This is a genomic window from Agrobacterium rubi TR3 = NBRC 13261 (assembly GCF_000739935.1).
Lineage (GTDB): Bacteria > Pseudomonadota > Alphaproteobacteria > Rhizobiales > Rhizobiaceae > Agrobacterium > Agrobacterium rubi.
Genome location: NZ_BBJU01000027.1, coordinates 129,093 through 145,224, shown reverse-complemented (window position 1 = coordinate 145,224; position 16,132 = coordinate 129,093). Strand labels below are relative to the sequence as shown.

General features: G+C 56.2%; 15 protein-coding genes. 6 read left to right on the top strand and 9 right to left on the bottom strand.

Annotated elements, in window-relative coordinates:
- Nucleotides 1-59 precede the first annotated feature (59 nt).
- The 5 genes from traA (at nucleotide 60) to RRU01S_RS20965 (ending at nucleotide 6,159) form a co-directional block, all read left to right on the top strand.
- Nucleotides 60-3,362: a Ti-type conjugative transfer relaxase TraA gene (gene traA, locus RRU01S_RS20985; protein ID WP_045232160.1), complete on the top strand. Its 3,303-nt coding sequence runs from the start codon at nucleotides 60-62 to the stop codon at nucleotides 3,360-3,362.
- Nucleotides 3,359-3,886 (top strand): conjugative transfer signal peptidase TraF, encoded by a 528-nt coding sequence (gene traF / locus RRU01S_RS20980; RefSeq protein WP_045232159.1) that lies wholly within the window; start codon nucleotides 3,359-3,361, stop codon nucleotides 3,884-3,886. Before traA ends, traF begins: the two co-directional genes overlap by 4 nt.
- Nucleotides 3,887-3,902: 16 nt before the next feature.
- Nucleotides 3,903-5,072: a conjugal transfer protein TraB gene (locus tag RRU01S_RS20975; RefSeq protein ID WP_045232196.1), complete on the top strand. Its 1,170-nt coding sequence runs from the start codon at nucleotides 3,903-3,905 to the stop codon at nucleotides 5,070-5,072.
- Nucleotides 5,073-5,085: 13 nt separating this feature from the next.
- Nucleotides 5,086-5,712, top strand: a complete 627-nt coding sequence (locus RRU01S_RS20970) for a TraH family protein (RefSeq protein WP_045232158.1) — start codon at nucleotides 5,086-5,088, stop codon at nucleotides 5,710-5,712.
- 141 nt (nucleotides 5,713-5,853) lie between these two features.
- Nucleotides 5,854-6,159, top strand: coding sequence for a transcriptional repressor TraM (locus tag RRU01S_RS20965; protein ID WP_045232157.1), 306 nt, complete (start codon nucleotides 5,854-5,856; stop codon nucleotides 6,157-6,159).
- 62 nt (nucleotides 6,160-6,221) lie between these two features.
- On the opposite strand, the gene traR is transcribed toward RRU01S_RS20965, so the two are convergent.
- The 4 genes from traR to RRU01S_RS20945 form a co-directional block, all read right to left on the bottom strand.
- A complete protein-coding gene (gene traR / locus RRU01S_RS20960; RefSeq protein WP_045232156.1) occupies nucleotides 6,222-6,926 on the bottom strand; it encodes an autoinducer-binding transcriptional regulator TraR in 705 nt (234 codons plus the stop codon).
- Between the two features lie 118 nt (nucleotides 6,927-7,044).
- The gene (locus tag RRU01S_RS20955) at nucleotides 7,045-7,962 is read right to left on the bottom strand and encodes a nucleotidyltransferase and HEPN domain-containing protein (protein WP_045232195.1); all 918 of its coding nucleotides are present in this window, start codon (nucleotides 7,960-7,962) and stop codon (nucleotides 7,045-7,047) included.
- A gap of 194 nt (nucleotides 7,963-8,156) precedes the next feature.
- The gene (locus RRU01S_RS20950) at nucleotides 8,157-9,398 is read right to left on the bottom strand and encodes an 8-amino-7-oxononanoate synthase family protein (RefSeq protein WP_045232155.1); all 1,242 of its coding nucleotides are present in this window, start codon (nucleotides 9,396-9,398) and stop codon (nucleotides 8,157-8,159) included.
- 105 nt (nucleotides 9,399-9,503) lie between these two features.
- The gene (locus RRU01S_RS20945) at nucleotides 9,504-10,244 is read right to left on the bottom strand and encodes a winged helix-turn-helix transcriptional regulator (RefSeq protein WP_045232154.1); all 741 of its coding nucleotides are present in this window, start codon (nucleotides 10,242-10,244) and stop codon (nucleotides 9,504-9,506) included.
- Between the two features lie 300 nt (nucleotides 10,245-10,544).
- Here RRU01S_RS20945 and RRU01S_RS20940 point away from each other — a divergent pair, with 300 nt between their 5' ends.
- Nucleotides 10,545-10,760 carry a Y4oE-related protein gene (locus RRU01S_RS20940; RefSeq protein WP_045232153.1) on the top strand — a complete coding sequence of 72 codons (216 nt, stop codon included), beginning with the start codon at nucleotides 10,545-10,547 and terminating at the stop codon, nucleotides 10,758-10,760.
- On the opposite strand, the gene RRU01S_RS20935 is transcribed toward RRU01S_RS20940, so the two are convergent.
- The 5 genes from RRU01S_RS20935 to RRU01S_RS20915 all read right to left on the bottom strand — a co-directional run bounded on the left by RRU01S_RS20935 (nucleotide 10,747) and on the right by RRU01S_RS20915 (nucleotide 16,108).
- Nucleotides 10,747-11,442, bottom strand: a complete 696-nt coding sequence (locus tag RRU01S_RS20935) for a response regulator transcription factor (protein ID WP_045232152.1) — start codon at nucleotides 11,440-11,442, stop codon at nucleotides 10,747-10,749. The two genes, RRU01S_RS20940 and RRU01S_RS20935, sit on opposite strands and share 14 nt — an antisense overlap.
- Before the next feature lie 41 nt (nucleotides 11,443-11,483).
- Nucleotides 11,484-12,263: a 3-oxoacyl-ACP reductase FabG gene (gene fabG / locus RRU01S_RS20930; RefSeq protein ID WP_045232151.1), complete on the bottom strand. Its 780-nt coding sequence runs from the start codon at nucleotides 12,261-12,263 to the stop codon at nucleotides 11,484-11,486.
- Nucleotides 12,260-13,975, bottom strand: a complete 1,716-nt coding sequence (locus RRU01S_RS20925) for an acetolactate synthase catalytic subunit (protein WP_045232150.1) — start codon at nucleotides 13,973-13,975, stop codon at nucleotides 12,260-12,262. Before RRU01S_RS20925 ends, fabG begins: the two co-directional genes overlap by 4 nt.
- A complete protein-coding gene (locus tag RRU01S_RS20920; RefSeq protein WP_045232149.1) occupies nucleotides 13,975-15,309 on the bottom strand; it encodes an aspartate aminotransferase family protein in 1,335 nt (444 codons plus the stop codon). Before RRU01S_RS20920 ends, RRU01S_RS20925 begins: the two co-directional genes overlap by 1 nt.
- Before the next feature lie 112 nt (nucleotides 15,310-15,421).
- Nucleotides 15,422-16,108 (bottom strand): GntR family transcriptional regulator, encoded by a 687-nt coding sequence (locus tag RRU01S_RS20915; protein ID WP_052816182.1) that lies wholly within the window; start codon nucleotides 16,106-16,108, stop codon nucleotides 15,422-15,424.
- Between the last annotated feature and the right edge of the window lie 24 nt (nucleotides 16,109-16,132).

Sequence of the window (16,132 nt, the reverse complement as noted above, 5' to 3'; positions counted from 1 at the left end):
GGCCGACCATGGCCTGACCGCTCCAGACGAACGGCGTTCGAACCGGGAGATCTACCGTCGTGGCCATCGCCCACTTTTCAGCCAGCATCGTCAGCCGCGGCAGAGGCGCCAGCGTGGTGCTGTCTGCGGCCTATCGGCACTGCGCGAAGATGGAATACGAGCGCGAGGCCCGTACCATCGACTACACCCGCAAACAGGGGCTCCTGCACGAGGAGTTCGTCTTGCCCGCCGATGCCCCGAAATGGGTCCGCGCGATGATTGCCGACCGCTCGGTATCAGGAGCTTCGGAAGCCTTCTGGAACAAGGTCGAGGCTTTCGAAAAGCGCTCCGATGCGCAGCTTGCCCGGGACCTGACAATCGCTCTTCCGCTGGAGCTCACCCCGGAGCAGAACATCGCGTTAGTTCGCGACTTCGTGGAAAAACACATCCACGCCAAGGGCATGGTGGCCGACTGGGTTTACCACGATAATCCCGGCAACCCGCATATCCACCTGATGACCACATTGCGTCCGCTGACCGAGGAAGGGTTCGGATCGAAGAAGGTCGCGGTGATTGGTGAGGATCGCCAGCCCGTCCGTACCAAGTCCGGGAAAATTCTCTATCAGCTCTGGGCCGGGTCGACCGATGACTTCAGCGTTCTGCGTGATGGATGGTTCGAGCGGTTGAACCATCATCTGGCGCTTGGCGGCATCGATCTCAAGATCGACGGCCGTTCCTACGAGAAGCAGGGTATCGAGCTCGAACCGACGATCCATCTTGGCGTCGGCACCAAGGCAATCGAGCGCAAGGCGCAGGAGCAGGGCGTCCGGCCAGAGCTTGAGCGCATCGAATTGAACGAAGAGCTGCGGAGCGAAAACACCCGCCGTATTCTTCGCAATCCAGCCATCGTGCTCGACCTGATCACGCGAGAGAAGAGCGTCTTCGATGAACGCGATATCGCCAAGGTTCTGCACCGCTATGTCGATGACCCGGCTGTCTTCCTGCAACTAATGGCCCGTATCATCCAGAAGCCCGAAGTGTTGCGTCTCCAACGCGACACGATCGAGTTTTCCACCGGAGAAAAGGTGCCGGCCCGTTATTCGACCAGAGCGATGATCCGGCTGGAAGCGACGATGGTGCGGCAGGCGTTGTGGCTGTCGAACCGGGACGGTCATGCTGTGTCTGAAGCTGCTCTGGCCGCAACGTTCCGGCGGCATGAGCGGCTATCGCAGGAGCAGAAAACCGCAATCGAGAGGATCGCCGGTCCCGCTCGGATCGCGGCCGTCGTTGGACGCGCCGGTGCTGGCAAGACCACGATGATGAAGGCAGCCCGCGAGGTTTGGGAACTGGCCGGATATCGGGTCGTCGGCGGGGCGCTTGCCGGCAAGGCCGCCGAGGGCCTAGAGAAGGAAGCCGGGATCCAGAGCCGGACGCTCGCGTCGTGGGAGCTGCGCTGGAACCGTGGTCGTGACGTTCTCGATGACAAGACAGTCTTCGTCATGGACGAGGCGGGCATGGTCGCATCAAAACAGATGGCCGGCTTCGTCGATACCGTTGTCAGGGCAGGCGCCAAGATCGTTCTGGTCGGCGATCCCGAACAGCTCCAGCCGATCGAGGCGGGGGCTGCCTTCCGCACCATCGTTGACCGCATCGGTTATGCCGAACTCGAGACGATCTATCGCCAGCGCGAGGACTGGATGCGCAAGGCGTCGCTCGATCTCGCCCGAGGAAATGTGGAAAAGGCACTGACCGCCTATGATGTGAATACGAGGATCAAGGGAACGCGCCTCAAGGCGGAAGCGGTCGAGCGGCTGATCGGTGACTGGAACAACGATTACGATCAGACGAAGACAACGCTGATCCTTGCGCATCTGCGCCGCGACGTGCGCATGCTCAACGTCATGGCCCGGGAAAAACTCGTTGAACGCGGCATTGTCGGTGAGGGCCATGTCTTCAAAACGGCTGACGGTGTCAGGCGGTTCGACGTGGGCGACCAGATCGTCTTCCTGAAGAACGAGACCTTGCTCGGCGTCAAGAACGGGATGATCGCTCATGTCATTGAGGCCGCACCGAACAAGATCGTTGCTGTCGTCGGAGAGGGTGATCAGCGCCGGCAAGTCATCGTCGAGCAACGCTTCTACAGCAATCTCGATCATGGTTACGCCACGACGATCCATAAAAGCCAAGGCGCGACCGTCGACCGCGTGAAGGTGTTGGCAAGCCTCTCGCTGGACCGGCATCTGACCTATGTCGCGATGACCCGCCATCGCGAGGATTTGCAGCTCTATTACGGGACGCGATCCTTTGCCTTCAATGGTGGTCTTGCAACGGTTCTCTCCCGCAGACAAGCCAAGGAGACCACGCTCGATTACGAGCGCGGAAAGCTTTATCGCGAGGCGCTGCGGTTTGCGGAAAGTCGTGGCCTCAACATCGTCCAGGTGGCGCGGACGCTGCTACGCGACCGACTCGACTGGACGCTGCGCCAGAAGACGAAATTGGTCGATCTCGGCCAGCGTCTTACAGTCTTTGCAGAGCGTCTCGGTCTGCACCACCCCCTAAAAACCCAAACGAGGAAGGAGGCCGCGCCCATGGTCGCAGGCATCAAGACATTTTCTGGTTCTGTTTCCGATACGGTAGGCGAAAAACTCGACGCCGATCCAGCCCTCAGACAACAATGGGAGGAGGTCTCGACCCGTTTTGCATACGTCTTTGCCGATCCCGAAACCGCCTTCCGGGCGATGAACTTCGATGCGGTGCTAGTGGATAAGGAAGCGGCCAAACTGGCGCTTCAGACGCTGACGACCGCCCCGGCGTCGATCGGGCCGCTCAGGGGCAAGACCGGCATTCTGGCCAGCAAGGTTGAGCGCGAGGCGCGTCGTATCGCCGAAATTAACGCCCCCGCCCTGAAGCGCGATCTTGAGCAGTATCTGCAGATGCGTGAGGCTGCCACAAAGCGGCTGCAGGCTGACGAGCAGGCATTGCGTCAGCGCGTGTCGATCGACATCCCGGCACTGTCGCCGGCCGCGCGCGTTGTGCTTGAGCGTGTACGCGACGCGATCGACCGAAACGATGTGCCGGCGGCCATGGCCTATGCGCTGAGCAATCGGGAAACCAAGCTGGAAATTGACGGTTTTAATAAGGCCATCACCGAACGGTTCGGCGAGCGCACGCTGCTCACCAATGCCGCGCGCGAACCCTCCGGAAAGCTCTTCGACAAACTCTCCGAAGGAATGCAGCCCGAGCAGAAGGAGCGTCTGAAGGAAGCCTGGCCGATCATGCGCACGTCCCAGCAGCTCGCCACTCACGAGCGCACCGTCCAAACCCTGCGGCAGGCGGAGGATTTGCGTCTCGCCCAGCGCCAGACGCCGGTGATGAAGCAATGAGGCGTCGGCTTCTCCTGGTCCTGGCCGGCGCGGGCGGGATGATCGCCGCTCTGGCGGCAGTCGCCTATATGGGCGGCTTTCGGTTGAACCTGACGCCGAGCGAGCCGCTTGGGCTCTGGCGTATCGTGGCCCTCCAGCGTCCGGTCGAAACTGGCGATCTCGTGTTCATCTGCCCACCGGTGACCACCTCATTCGAGGAGGCACGCCGCCGCGGCTATGTCCGGCGTGGCCTCTGCCACGGTGGCTTTGCGCCGCTGATCAAGACAGTGGCGGCGCTTCCCGGACAGCATGTCGAAATCGGCGCTAATGTCACTGTCGACGGCAGGCCTCTTGCCTCATCGATCGTTCGCGGGAGCGATGGAGAAGGCAGGCCGATCGCACCGTTCAAAACCGGCATCGTGCCACCGAAAAACCTGTTCCTTCACTCATCCTTTGCGAGCTCCTATGATAGTCGGTATTTTGGGCCGGTTCCCGACACGGGCCTTCTCGGCCTGGCGCGGCGGGTCCTCACGTTCGAACCGTAACTGGCGGCGTTCCTGCCTGCTCACCGCCGTATCCGTCGCTTGCGGCTGGATTGCCTGGAGCGGGCATGTCTTGACCCTTCCTGTCGCCGTGTTGTTTCCGGCGCTCTGGGCAATGTCACCATCACGGCTGACAGCGGGGCTCGTGTCGGCCGGATATTTTCTGGCTGCGTCGCGTGGGCTGCCGCATGGCGTCGCCAACTTCTATGCCGCCAAGCTCTGGCCTGGGCTTCTGCTTTGGGCAGTTGCTTCGCTTTCCTTTGCCGGCGTGCATGCGGCGCTCTGGAAGGGGCGACCGGAAGGCAAGTGTCCGGGAGAAGGTCGAACGAGAATGGCAATGGCGGCGCGCTATCTGGCGGCGGCGACGCTGATGGGCCTGCCACCCCTCGGCATAATCGGCTGGGCGCATCCGCTCACGGCTACTGGCGTGCTTTTTCCGGGATGGGGATGGTGGGGGCTGGTCGCGATGACAGCCGGCCTCGCGATGATGACATCGCGATATTGGCCGGCTGTCGCCATCGTCTTGGGAGGACTTTGGCTCTGGTCCACCGCTACTTGGACATCACCCAATCTACCCGAGGGATGGAAGGGCGTCGACCTTGAACAGGGTGAGAAACTCGGACGAGACGGCTCGCTCGACTATCACCGTGACCTGATCGCAGCGGTGCGCGCGGTTGCGGGAGGGAAAATCAGCTTCGTCGTCCTTCCCGAAAGCGCACTCGGCTTCTGGACACCGACGGTCGAGAGAGTGTGGCGTCAGGGCTTGCGAGGCTCGGAGCTCACTGTGATCGCCGGCGCTGATGTCATCGATCCGGGCGGCTACGACAATGTCATGGTGGGGATTTCGGCTGACGAAGCACGAATTTTTTATCGCCAACGCATGCCGGTCCCGGTGTCCATGTGGCAGCCATGGCGGGCATGGACCGGGCAGGGTGGAGGAGCGCGTGCCAACCTCTTCGGCAATCCAGTTGTGCAAAGCGGTGGCCAGAAGCTCGCCGCGCTGATCTGCTACGAACAACTCCTCCTTTGGCCGGTCCTGCACTCGATGCTGCATTCGCCCACCGCAATCGTCGCCCCGGGCAACGGATGGTGGACCGCGGGAACGTCGGTCGTCGCCATCCAGAATGTGAGCGTGATGGCCTGGGCTAAACTGTTCGGACTGCCCGTCGTCACTGCGTTCAATAAATAAGGAGATATTCGCGATGGTCGATGCCGCCCTCATCAAGGAATGCAGCGATCCCGGCCTAAAGCCGGCGATCGTCGAACAGTTCATCGAGCGGGCAGGGGCACCGGACCCGCTCGTAGTTACGGTCCGCTCCGGAAACCGCGTCATACTGGTGCCGAAGCCGACGACTCCAGAGGAAGCGCTTGCACTGATACGCCAGAACCTCGGCCGCAACACCGTGCGCGTCGGGATCACACAATATCCTGCCGGGCTCAGCATTGTTGAGGCGGGTCAGATGAAGCCGGACCTGGTCGATGCTTGCGAGAACATCCGCATGGGCACTGCGTTGTTCGCCAAGGTCTATCGCATCGTCACCAAATGGTATGGCAACCCGACCGAAAGGCAAGTCCTGCCACAGGTGTTCGACGACGCGATCATTGCCTGGCAGACGGGATACTTCGAGGGGGAGGCAGTGTTTCGAGCGCAAGATCCAAGCGATGTAAAGCTCGCCCAGCCGGGCCTAGTCCGGCGGGATGGTGCCGACACGCAAAATGGTCTTCGGGAAAATAAAGCCAAAACCGAGTTGCCCGCCAACGCTTCGGCATCCGATCCCAACACTGCAGGGATAAGGATCGACCTGTCGAGCATTGACGCCAAGCGCTGACTCCTGCAGATCTGCACGGCAATTGTTCGTCCATCGCAGTAGCGAAAAAAATATCCACATCCTATGAGGGGGCACAAGGCCGGGCGCGTTGTCCCAGGGCGCAGGGGCGAACCGCAGACAATATAAAGGGTTGGATCACAAATGAGTTCAGAAGATACGCTAGTCGAGACATGTGAACTGCGTCCAGTGATCGGGCTGACGGCCGGCCTCGCAAAGGCGGACGTCGAGAGGCTGACGGTCGATGCTATTCGGCTGCACAGGCAGCTTCTTGAGAAGACGGATCAGCTGTTCCAGTCTTTGCCAGAGGACTATAGGACAGGAAAGGCCAATGGTGGGGTTCAGCATCTCGAATACATCGAAGCAATGATCGAGATGCATGCACAGATGAGCGCGGTCAAAACGCTCTTGAGCGTTCTCGGGTACATTCCCAAGATGACCACGAGCTGACCCCGATCTTTTTGGGTAAAGCCTGATGCGCAAAAGATCGAGCGGAGCCGGCCACCGGTCTTTCAGATTAACTTTCTACGAATTGCGAGCGCGGTAAGGTGTGCCTTGCTCCGCACGTTGAAGCGCTTCATAGCCTCGCGGAGCTTGACACGGACGCTATTGTATTTGATGCCCTCCACGGCGGCGATTTCCTCCATTGTCATTCCAACAGCAATCCATCTGAGATAGCTCGCCTCTTTCGGATCGAGCCAAGCAGCGTCTTCAACGGTCGGAGTGGCTTGAAGAAACGATATGCGGGCATGGAGTTGTCCGACGGCAGCCGCCGCTGCGACCGCGTCGATCTCACGGTCGAGATCGATTGTAGGCCTTTCAGACGCCAGAGTGAACATCGACATCGAGCCATTGGCCGTCTTGATGGGTACGGTGACTCCGGAGCGGATACCGAAATCTGCAGCAAGCGCGTATAAGGCGCGCTCTTCCTTCGATTGTCTCGCGCGATCCTGCTCGCCAGACCACGTAAAAATTTGCTTTCTGGAACGCGCGCGTTTGACAACTGGATCAAGCCGGTCGAAACCTTTCTCGAAATACGTTGACCGCCACTCGTGGTGATAATTGGTAACTGCGATGCTATGCTTGTGTTGGATGTGGAGATAAGCGTAGCCGGTGAAGCCGAAATGTTGGGTGAGGTCGGAAAGGCCTTGCGTAAGGATGCTGTCGTCGCCGCGTATAGCCGCAAGATCGGTCAGTTTGTCCAGCCAGTGCTGCATTTTTCACTCCGTTGTGGTGGGAAGGTGAAACGGGTCACGCGAGACACTCAATTCATACTATATAAATAAAATAAAAATCAATCTAAGATTGCATAATGTATGTTATGGAACTTTTAGGTTAGTTCAGCTTATCGGCTGCCTTCTGAAGTGCAGAAATGTGATCGGTACAAACGACGTTTACCAAGGCCAGCAAAACTGCGGTGCGTTGGCCCAGCCACTCGAGCGTTTCTCCGGTTATGTTGTATTGGCTTGAATATCGCGCCTTCACATAGGCTTCGTTGATCGTATTGAACGCAGCACGCTCCCGGTGATGCTCACGCGGAAAAGCCTCTGCCAAGCGGCGATCCTGTTCCTCGGCGAATGACCGCAGAATTTTCAGGTTGTGAGATGCTGGGGCGTAGTTTGTTAGGGTCAATAAAATGCACGAGTATGCCTGTTCAAGCGCTTGGTGAAGCTCGAACGCGGCATTTTCCGAGTATGACTTCTCTGTTGCCAGTTGAGCCATATCGAGGAAACGGGTCGCGGCATTGTATCGCTGTCTGAAATGTTCGCTTGCTAACCTCAAGCGTTCTCTCGGTTCCAACTCCTTGGGTCCGGCGAGCGGTTCGTCATTCAACTCGTAAAGCACAATGCCTTCTTTGCGAATATCCGAGAAGAAATGATGGCCCTCCCTCAGGGAAGTATTCACCTCGCGTAGCGAATGCACGATGAACTGAACTGGCAATTCAATGTCCTTGCTGCGTATCAGCCTGTCTGCCGCCTTATACCAATATTCGGCAAAGTCGGTCAGCTTGCGGTTATTGACGATGACGAGGAGATCGAAATCGGAACGGTATCCCTTCGATGTGAACGGTTCATCGATATACGTCCCTCTGGCATAAGACCCGAACAAAATGATTTTCAGGATCCGTCCGCGCTTTTTGAAGTCCGCTGTCGCGTCCTTCAATGCGTCCTCGAACTCCTCATGAAGAATTTCCAGAGCTTTGGAAAGCTGCTGTTGTTTTTGCGGCGGAATGTGGTCGATATTGGTTTTCATCGTGGATGATAGGTCTTTTGTTACAGTGGCACGGCGGGTTTCGAGCATTAGATCAGTAGCTTACACCACGTGTTCAAAACGACAAATGCATACCGATCGGTGTTTTTCAGTCCGTACGGCTTCTCCGAAAACAGTTTAATCTCTTTTGCAAGTATGGTCGCTCGCGTTCTTTGCAGAGCCCTACTCTTGATCGATCACGTGCCACTCTGTCGTCTGACAGCGCCAGACAAAGCGGTGCAAAGATCTCGGACCTGCTCGTCGGTGTGGTCTGCGGTGACACAGACACGAATACCCGCCCTCCCCTTTGCCACGGTAGGAAAAAAGATCGCGGAACTGTAAATGCCCTTATCCAGAAGTCCCCGGGTTGCGGCGACCGCACGTTCCTCGGAACCAAGGGCAACAGTGCGGATCGGCAATTGGGCACCGGTTTGTTCCGTTTGTAGCAGCGAGTCCAGTAACTCAATATTCGATTTAAGTGCTTTTTGCCGTTTGGCGAGTTCCCCACTGCTATGGATCGCGGCGGACTCGATTGCCGCACCGATGGCCGCAACGTTGAGTGATGCAGAAAATGCGTGGGCGACGGCAAAGCGTCGAAACAGCTCTTCTTGCCTAGCTGTACCCAGCATCAACATTCCGCCGGACGCACCAAAACCCTTTCCCAGGGACGCAGCAATGATCGTGCGTGAGCCGAGATCACTTCCAAAGTGTGATCGCGCAAAACCTTCTCCGTTTTGCCCCCATATTGAAATACCGTGGGCGTCGTCGATATAGAGGAATAGGCCATATCGATCCTGCAATGAGAGCAGATCCTCCATAGGCGCATTTCCGCCCATCGAATAGACGCCATCACAGACATAGGCGACAGATTTGTTGGCCCGGCAAAGATCCTCTAACATGTTCAAGTCATTATGTCCGATCGTGCGGACCTCTGTCTCCAGCGCAATCGTACCCTTATGGAAGGCGAGCGTTGCGTGCGCGTGCTGGTCGAATGCCATCAGCGGCCTGACCCCTCCAGTAAGATGGCCCGAGGCGACGATAGGCAAGGCCCCCATGTTTGCCGCCAAAACCGTTGTGTAGGTTATAATCCGTGCCCGAAAAAGGTCCGCAAGTGTCGACTCTAGGTCACGCAAGATGGCAAAATTTAACCTGGTTCTGGCGCAGGACCAATGCAATGCCCCATAGTCGGTAAGTGCCCGGATCGCGCCGTCAACGACTGCCGGATGATTATCTAGGCCAAGATAAGAACATCGAACAAAATCAGTGATGCGTCGCGCCGGAAAGCCATCGAAGACGATATCCACCTCTCTGCCTTGACGTGGGTGAGCATATATTGCCATCAGTCCCTGGTGATGGGCCGCGCTAAAGTAGCTCTCCGCGTGGTCGATCAAACCGGCCGTGTTTCGGCGCGCTATACGAAGCTCTTCATGACTGGACATCGCTGAAATCCTTGAACGAAACAGATGCACGCAGGATCGGCCAAAGGACAAATTGATCAACAAAGGGTTGCAGAATGTTTTGAGAAATTTCTGTGAAGGTGATTGTCACGCAGTCATGTCAGCAGGATTTGTCTCCCTTTGTGTCAGCTCTATCGCGTAACCACTGGAACGGGCGGTACGGATAACGTCCGAGCCGGTCGCCTTTTTGAGGTGCCGTCTGATGCGGCCCATGTGAACATCGACTGTTCTTGGTTGCACATAAACCTCTTGGGGCCACGCCGCAGCGATCAAGTCGTTGCGACTAAAAATTCGTCCCGGGTCTGTGAGAAGGTGTTCGAGAAGTTTGAATTCGATCGGACCAAGTAAGATTTCCGTGCCGTTCACCATCGCGCGCTTTCGCTCTGGCCAGAGCTCGATGTCTCCCAGTTTCAAATGAGCCTTTGATGGGGATGATCCATAGCGTTGCGCAGGATTGATATCCTTGAGAAATGTAAGAAGATGCGGCGGCCAGAAAGGGCGTATCAAGCAGTGGTCAGCCCCTGCGCGCATCAGGGACATGTATGTTTCGTTGTGTCCGTTGGGGATGATTGCGAGAATCTCAATGCGTTTCCCTATCGCGCTGTGTTTGATGCGTTGACAAATCGCACTGGCGGTTTCGCCATCGTCTTCCACATCGATGATGAGACCAACGATATCCGGGTCAGCACATTTTGCCTCGACGTCTGCCTCGTTGCACAGCGCCGATTTGATCCCTTCGCTCGACAAAATATGCTTGAGGACAGCGAAGTAGTCGGCGCTTTGCGTCATGATAGCGACTGCTTTTGTTGTTTCAAAACTGTGTTGCATTGCAGCTCCGCGATACCTGTTAAAACTGATTTTGATGTCACAAAACGTATACAATATACGGTTAAAATGCTACACAAATTGGAAAAATTGCATATTTTGTTTTATATGCTTGAAATACTCTATCCTTATGTGACATCAAATAGGGGATTTCCTGAACGTCATGTCACGAGGTAATGGAAAGCGTGTGACCGCTATTAATCTGCCAGGGGCGAACATGCAGCTGTTTGACAGTTCTGCATCTCTGAGACGAGGCTAAACGCCCGGCATTCAAGATCCTGCGCCAGGCTCGTAGGAGGTCACATGGATATGAAAAGAAATGAGGAATTCGCTCCGCTTATCGGCGGTGGTATTCCGCCGCGTGTTGACGCGTGCGATGTAGCATCCGCAGCACGTAAAATATTTGGGGCAGATGCGGCGCTCGCGGTCGCGTTTAGTGCTATTGATGCACGTCTCGACGGCAGAGACAGTGATTTTCGCTTCTGGACGTCTGTGTTCCACACACTTACGCGCAATTGACGCGATGGACGTCATCAATGGCGGCGGCGTATCCGATTGATCGCACGGTCCGGATAACGTTGTCGCCAGAGGTGTTCAGCGCTTGCCTGATTCTACCGACATGGATGTCGACAGTGCGTGGTTCCACAATCGCTCCAGCAGGCCAGCAACAGGCGATAAGTTCGTCACGGCTGACGGCCCTACCCGCATGCTTGGCAAGGTGAACAAGAAGCCTGAAATGCAGCGCAGACAAATTGATTTCAACATCGCCACGGCGAACGCGGATTGCTGCTAGGTCGATTTCGACATCCGCGAACGTCACGGTTTTAAAGTTCTCTGGCCCCGATTTGAAAGGCGCGCCAAGTTTCAGAAAGTTGAGCAGGTCGGACGGATCGAACGGACGTTGCACCATATAGTCGAAATGGACAAGGTCAGTGTCGTTGACTGGTTTGCTATCAAGAGGAAAGCCGACTATCCGGAATTCCGGTTTATGTTGTCTCATCAGTGTGGCGGCGCGAAGAAGATCACCTGAACCAAGGCACAGAAGGATCGTGTTCCCCTTGGCGACGAAAGACGGCGCTGTGACGAGCAAACCATCGAGATTGGATGCCAGACCCACGCCATGGCCTGCCTCTTCCAGTATGTATCGTAAAATGAGATACAGTTCGGGGTCAGTCGTGTGGATGAGCAGCGAATGACGCACGTCCGTCCTCCATAAATTTGCGTTTTGCCCGTCTTTCTCAATTACGCGGGGGTGTATTCACCACCATTGATGTCAACGACAGCTCCGTTGATAAAAGCAGCTTCGTCGGAGATGAGAAAGCACACAAGCTTTGCAACCTCGGCGGTTTCTCCTGTTCGTCCAGCCGGAATTCGTTTTGCTGCGTCGAGATTAACCTGGCTTGTTCGGCTTCCCGCCATAGGCGTGACAATGCGTCCAGGTGCGACGACATTGACGGTAATGCCGTTTGACGAGAATTCACTGACGAGCGCGCGGGCGAGACCACCAAGTCCGGCTTTTGAGGCAGCGTAGGCCGCTCCAGCAATCATCGGTCGAGTACGCCCTGCAAGCGACCCTATCAGAACAATACGCCCGAAACCGTTGGTCACCATACCGGGAATTACAAACTGGCAGCATAGCATAGCCCCGGTCAGGTTCACGTCGAGCACATTCTTCCATTCGTCCAGATCGATCGCCACAAAAGGCCGGGCCACGCCATCCGGCCCTTTGGGCGAGATGCCCGCGCAATAGACAAGGATATCGGGAGCAGACCACCGGTACTCAAGATCTTTGAAGAAGCCCCTCACCTCACTCTGATTTCTCACATCGCAGCATTCGACCATGGCACTGTTGGACTCGATGTAACTTCGAAAGGTGGAGCGCGCGGCTTCTGCCGCGCCCTCCGTGTGCCCGAACAATGCAACCTTGTGGCCAAGGCCGAGGAGGTGATGCGCAATTGACAAGCCGATACCTGAGGTACCTCCAGCAACGACTGCCACCCTGCTTCTTTTGTTTCGTGTCATGCAGCGCTGTCCATCTGCGCAAACAGAGAGATGGCTGGGTGAGCCTCTGGATCTGTGACCACCTCAATGAGCAATGGAACGTTGCGACCCGTGACTTTTTTGATCTGAGCCTCAAGTTCCCCCGTGTGGCTGATCCGCACCGCCTCGCAGCCACATGCCTGTGCGATTTTGACGTGATCCACCTCCGCAAAATGGCACGCCGTCGTGTACTTGCCGAACTTCACGGTTTCCGCGTCACGCTGAAAACCGAGAATACCGTTGTTGAGCACAATAATGGTGATTGGGATTTGCATGCGTACCAGCGTTTCCAGCTCGGCCCAGCTATGTGCAAATCCGCCATCACCCACCAATGCAACAACATCGGAATGTGGTGCTGCGACTTTTGCCCCGATTGCAAGCGGCACGCCCCACCCAAGGCCAGCAAGCCCACGGGGTGTGATGATCCGCGTTTTTTCTGACGCCACCCTTAACTGACCGAGAACCCACATCGACGAGTAACTGGCGTCCGCAACAACTGTTGTGTTTTCGGCGATGATGTTTTGGAGTTCAGCCATGACCCTTTCAGGGCGCAGCGGGTTTGCATCGGAGCCATAAAAAACCTGACGATCCGCATTGAAGTTTTCCCAGCACGCGCGGATGCGCGCACATGTTGTCTCACGGGAAGAATACCTGAGATGCAGATCGCAAAGCTGGATCCTTTGACGCAGCCCTGCAAGGGTTTCGCGAGCGTCGCCGACGAGTCGAATCGCTTCGTAGTTTCGGCCGACCTCCTGAGGATCGGCATCTATGTGGATTATATCAGCATCTGGATGATAATGACGCCAGTTGTCAGTACCATTTTGGTTGGTTCTTGTGCCGACCAGAATGACAAGGTCTGCCTCCCGAACCATTTCGACCGTATGTCGGCCAAGTGATTTTGGTCCTACAAGTGATGCCAAAACGCCCGCGGACAATGGATGCCACTCGTCCACCGCACCCTTGCCCATATTGGTTGTGAAGACGGGTAAAAAAGCCTCGTCCTGGAGCATTCGCAATTGCGATGCAGCGCCGGAGGCATGCACACCGCCGCCCGCAATCACGACCGGTGCTCTTGCGGCAGCAATCGCCTGCGCCGCAATGTCAAGATCGTTGTCGGAAGGTCGTGGTCTGTCCAGTGGCCAATGGCCAAGATTTTTCCGGCGAGCCCTTGATGAAGCAACATCTGCGGATCGAAGCAAATCTGCGGGCAACAGCAGGGCGGCCGGGCCCGCGCGGCCTGATGTTGCTGCGGTAAAAGCGGCATCAACGTAGTCTTCTACGCGCTCCTCAACCGTCAAACGTCGCACCCACTTCGTACACGATTGGAAAAGACTGATGTGATCAAGATCCTGAAAAGCGTTGCGATCTGTCTGGTCGCGCTCCACATCCTGCACAAGGGCAATCACAGGAACGCTTGCCTTGAGTGCCTCTGCCAGCGGAGGGACGAGCAGTGCTGCCGCCGGTCCATTCTGGGCGGCCACGATCCCGACCTTGCCGGACCGCCGGGCATAACCGTCTGCCATTGCGCCGCCCATATTCTCCTGCCGGTAGGATATCTGACGGATGCCGATATTTTCAGCTGCAAGTATGACAGCGGACGGAAGGCTTTGGCCAAATATGACCTCGACGCCGTGGCGCTTTAGCGCACGCGCGATCCGTTCAGCGACGGTGGTTATATGAATTTCACTGTCCATCAGGCTGCCTCCCCGGCATGCGTTTTGAAGTTTATGAGGAAATCGTCGAAGACAGAGATGATGTTGCTCATATCCTCTTCTGTCATTGGTGTCGAAATTGATGCCGCTGCTCCGTATGGCATCAAGATGCCATTGCTCAAGAAGTGGCGGCTCATCATCTTCAGAGCATTTTCCCCAGCTGGCGTCGGCAGGCTTTCGCGAAACGAAAAGGGTTCGGATGCCCTTGCGTGAATACGAAAAAGCGATGCTGCTCCCGTGACGCACAAGTCGACACCATGATACGCAATCCTTGAACGCAACCCGTCCCGGACGAAATTGCCAAGGTGTTCAAGATGTTCAAAAGCCTCTTCGTTCAGCGCTTCCATGGCAAGGCGTCCCGCAAGCATTGAAACCGGGTTGGCAGAGAAGGTACCGCCCTGGGGCACAACTGGTTTGCCTCCAGTTTTGCCAAACACCGACATGATTTCCATTCGGCCTCCTATTGCACCCACAGGAAAACCACCACCGATGATCTTACCCATTGTGACAAGGTCTGGCTCAAGGCCGTACCGTGCCGAGGCACCCGCATGCCCTTGTCGAAGGTTAAGGACTTCGTCGGCTATGATGACAATTCCGTAGCGCTTGCCAACGGCGTTGATTGCTTTCATGAACTCCAGCGTCGGTGGTATCAGGCCCGCGCGACTTGGCATCGGATCGATAAGGATGGCCGCCAGGCGCTCCGAGTGTTTCGATACCTGCTGTTCCAAATTTTGGACGTTGTTGAACTGAATGACGACCACATCATCAAGAACACTTTCCGGCATTCCAACATATGCGCCGCGTGGCGCGGTCTGCGTTGCCGATTGGCCAGCCTCAGCCCAGTCATAGGCTCCGTGATATGCGCCTTCGACCCTCGCAATAGCAACGCGACCAGTCGCGGCACGCGCAGCCTTGATAGCGAACATCACCGCCTCTGTTCCACTGACGACAAAGCGGAGATGTTCAACAGCAGGAATACGGTCAATCAAAAGTTCTGCCAGGTCGATTTCGTGGCTCATTGGATTCGCGAAACAGCTTCCCATCCGTAACACATCAGCAACCGCCTCTGTTATCGGGGGGAAGGCGTGTCCGTGGATCAGTGTCGTGAAATTATTGTTGAGATCAAGCATTTGATGACCATCAATATCGGTCACGTACGCGCCTTTTCCATACGATACAAAGATCGGGTGAGGATCCAGCTCGATAGTGGAACGTGTTACTCCCGCTGGGAAAACCGATTGGGCACGTTCAAATAATTCGATCGACCTTTGCCGCTTGAGTGCAAGGTTGCGAGCAGCATTTCTGTGTGATTGCATTGATCCTCATCCTTTCATGGAGAAAAACGGACGAAGTTTACCCGCCCTTCACAGTTTTGTTGCAACAAAAATATGAAGAGTCAATATGTGACGTCAATTTGGGGTTTAGTTGTTATTCCGAACTGTCGGGTGCCGCAGAGCGCAGTTTTCGGTAACCTTCCCGGATGTCATTCTCAACAGCAGCCCTCACGCCTGTCGGGTCCCGGTCTGCCAGCGCTTCAATTGCCACCATGTGATTGTGAACGCCCTGACGGTGTCGTGCATACTCTGGATAAAGATTGAGAAGCGTCGGACCGATCCTCACCCAGAGTGATTCAATCATGCTCAAAAGACCGGGCATGCCCGCTAGCTCGTAGATTGCGAAATGAAACTCCTTGTTATGCCAAAGCGCGTCATGATAGCGGCCAGCCTCAAGGCTCTCATTTATAAGACATTGAATTCCATGAAGGTTTGACACAGTTTTCTCGTCAAAGGTCCTGGCGCCGTACTCCGCCGCTACGCCTTCAAGCGCTATGCGCGTTACCGTGATATCGCGCAGCTGTGCTTTGGTCAGTGTAGGTACAACCAGTGTCTTTGGCCCAGAGAAGATCAGGGCAGACTCTGTGATCAGTCGGTTCAGGGCATCGCGCGCAGGTGTTGTACTCACGTCAAGTTCCCCGGCCACGCCGCGCACTGTGAACTTATATCCTGGAGGGTAGGCGCCGCGGATCATCCTTTCGCGGAGGATATCGTAGACCGCACTCCCCATCCTCTGGTGCGGTAGGTTCGCATCACCCTCTTGACGTGAATTTTCGATCATTTTGCCTCCGTAGCACGTTGACTC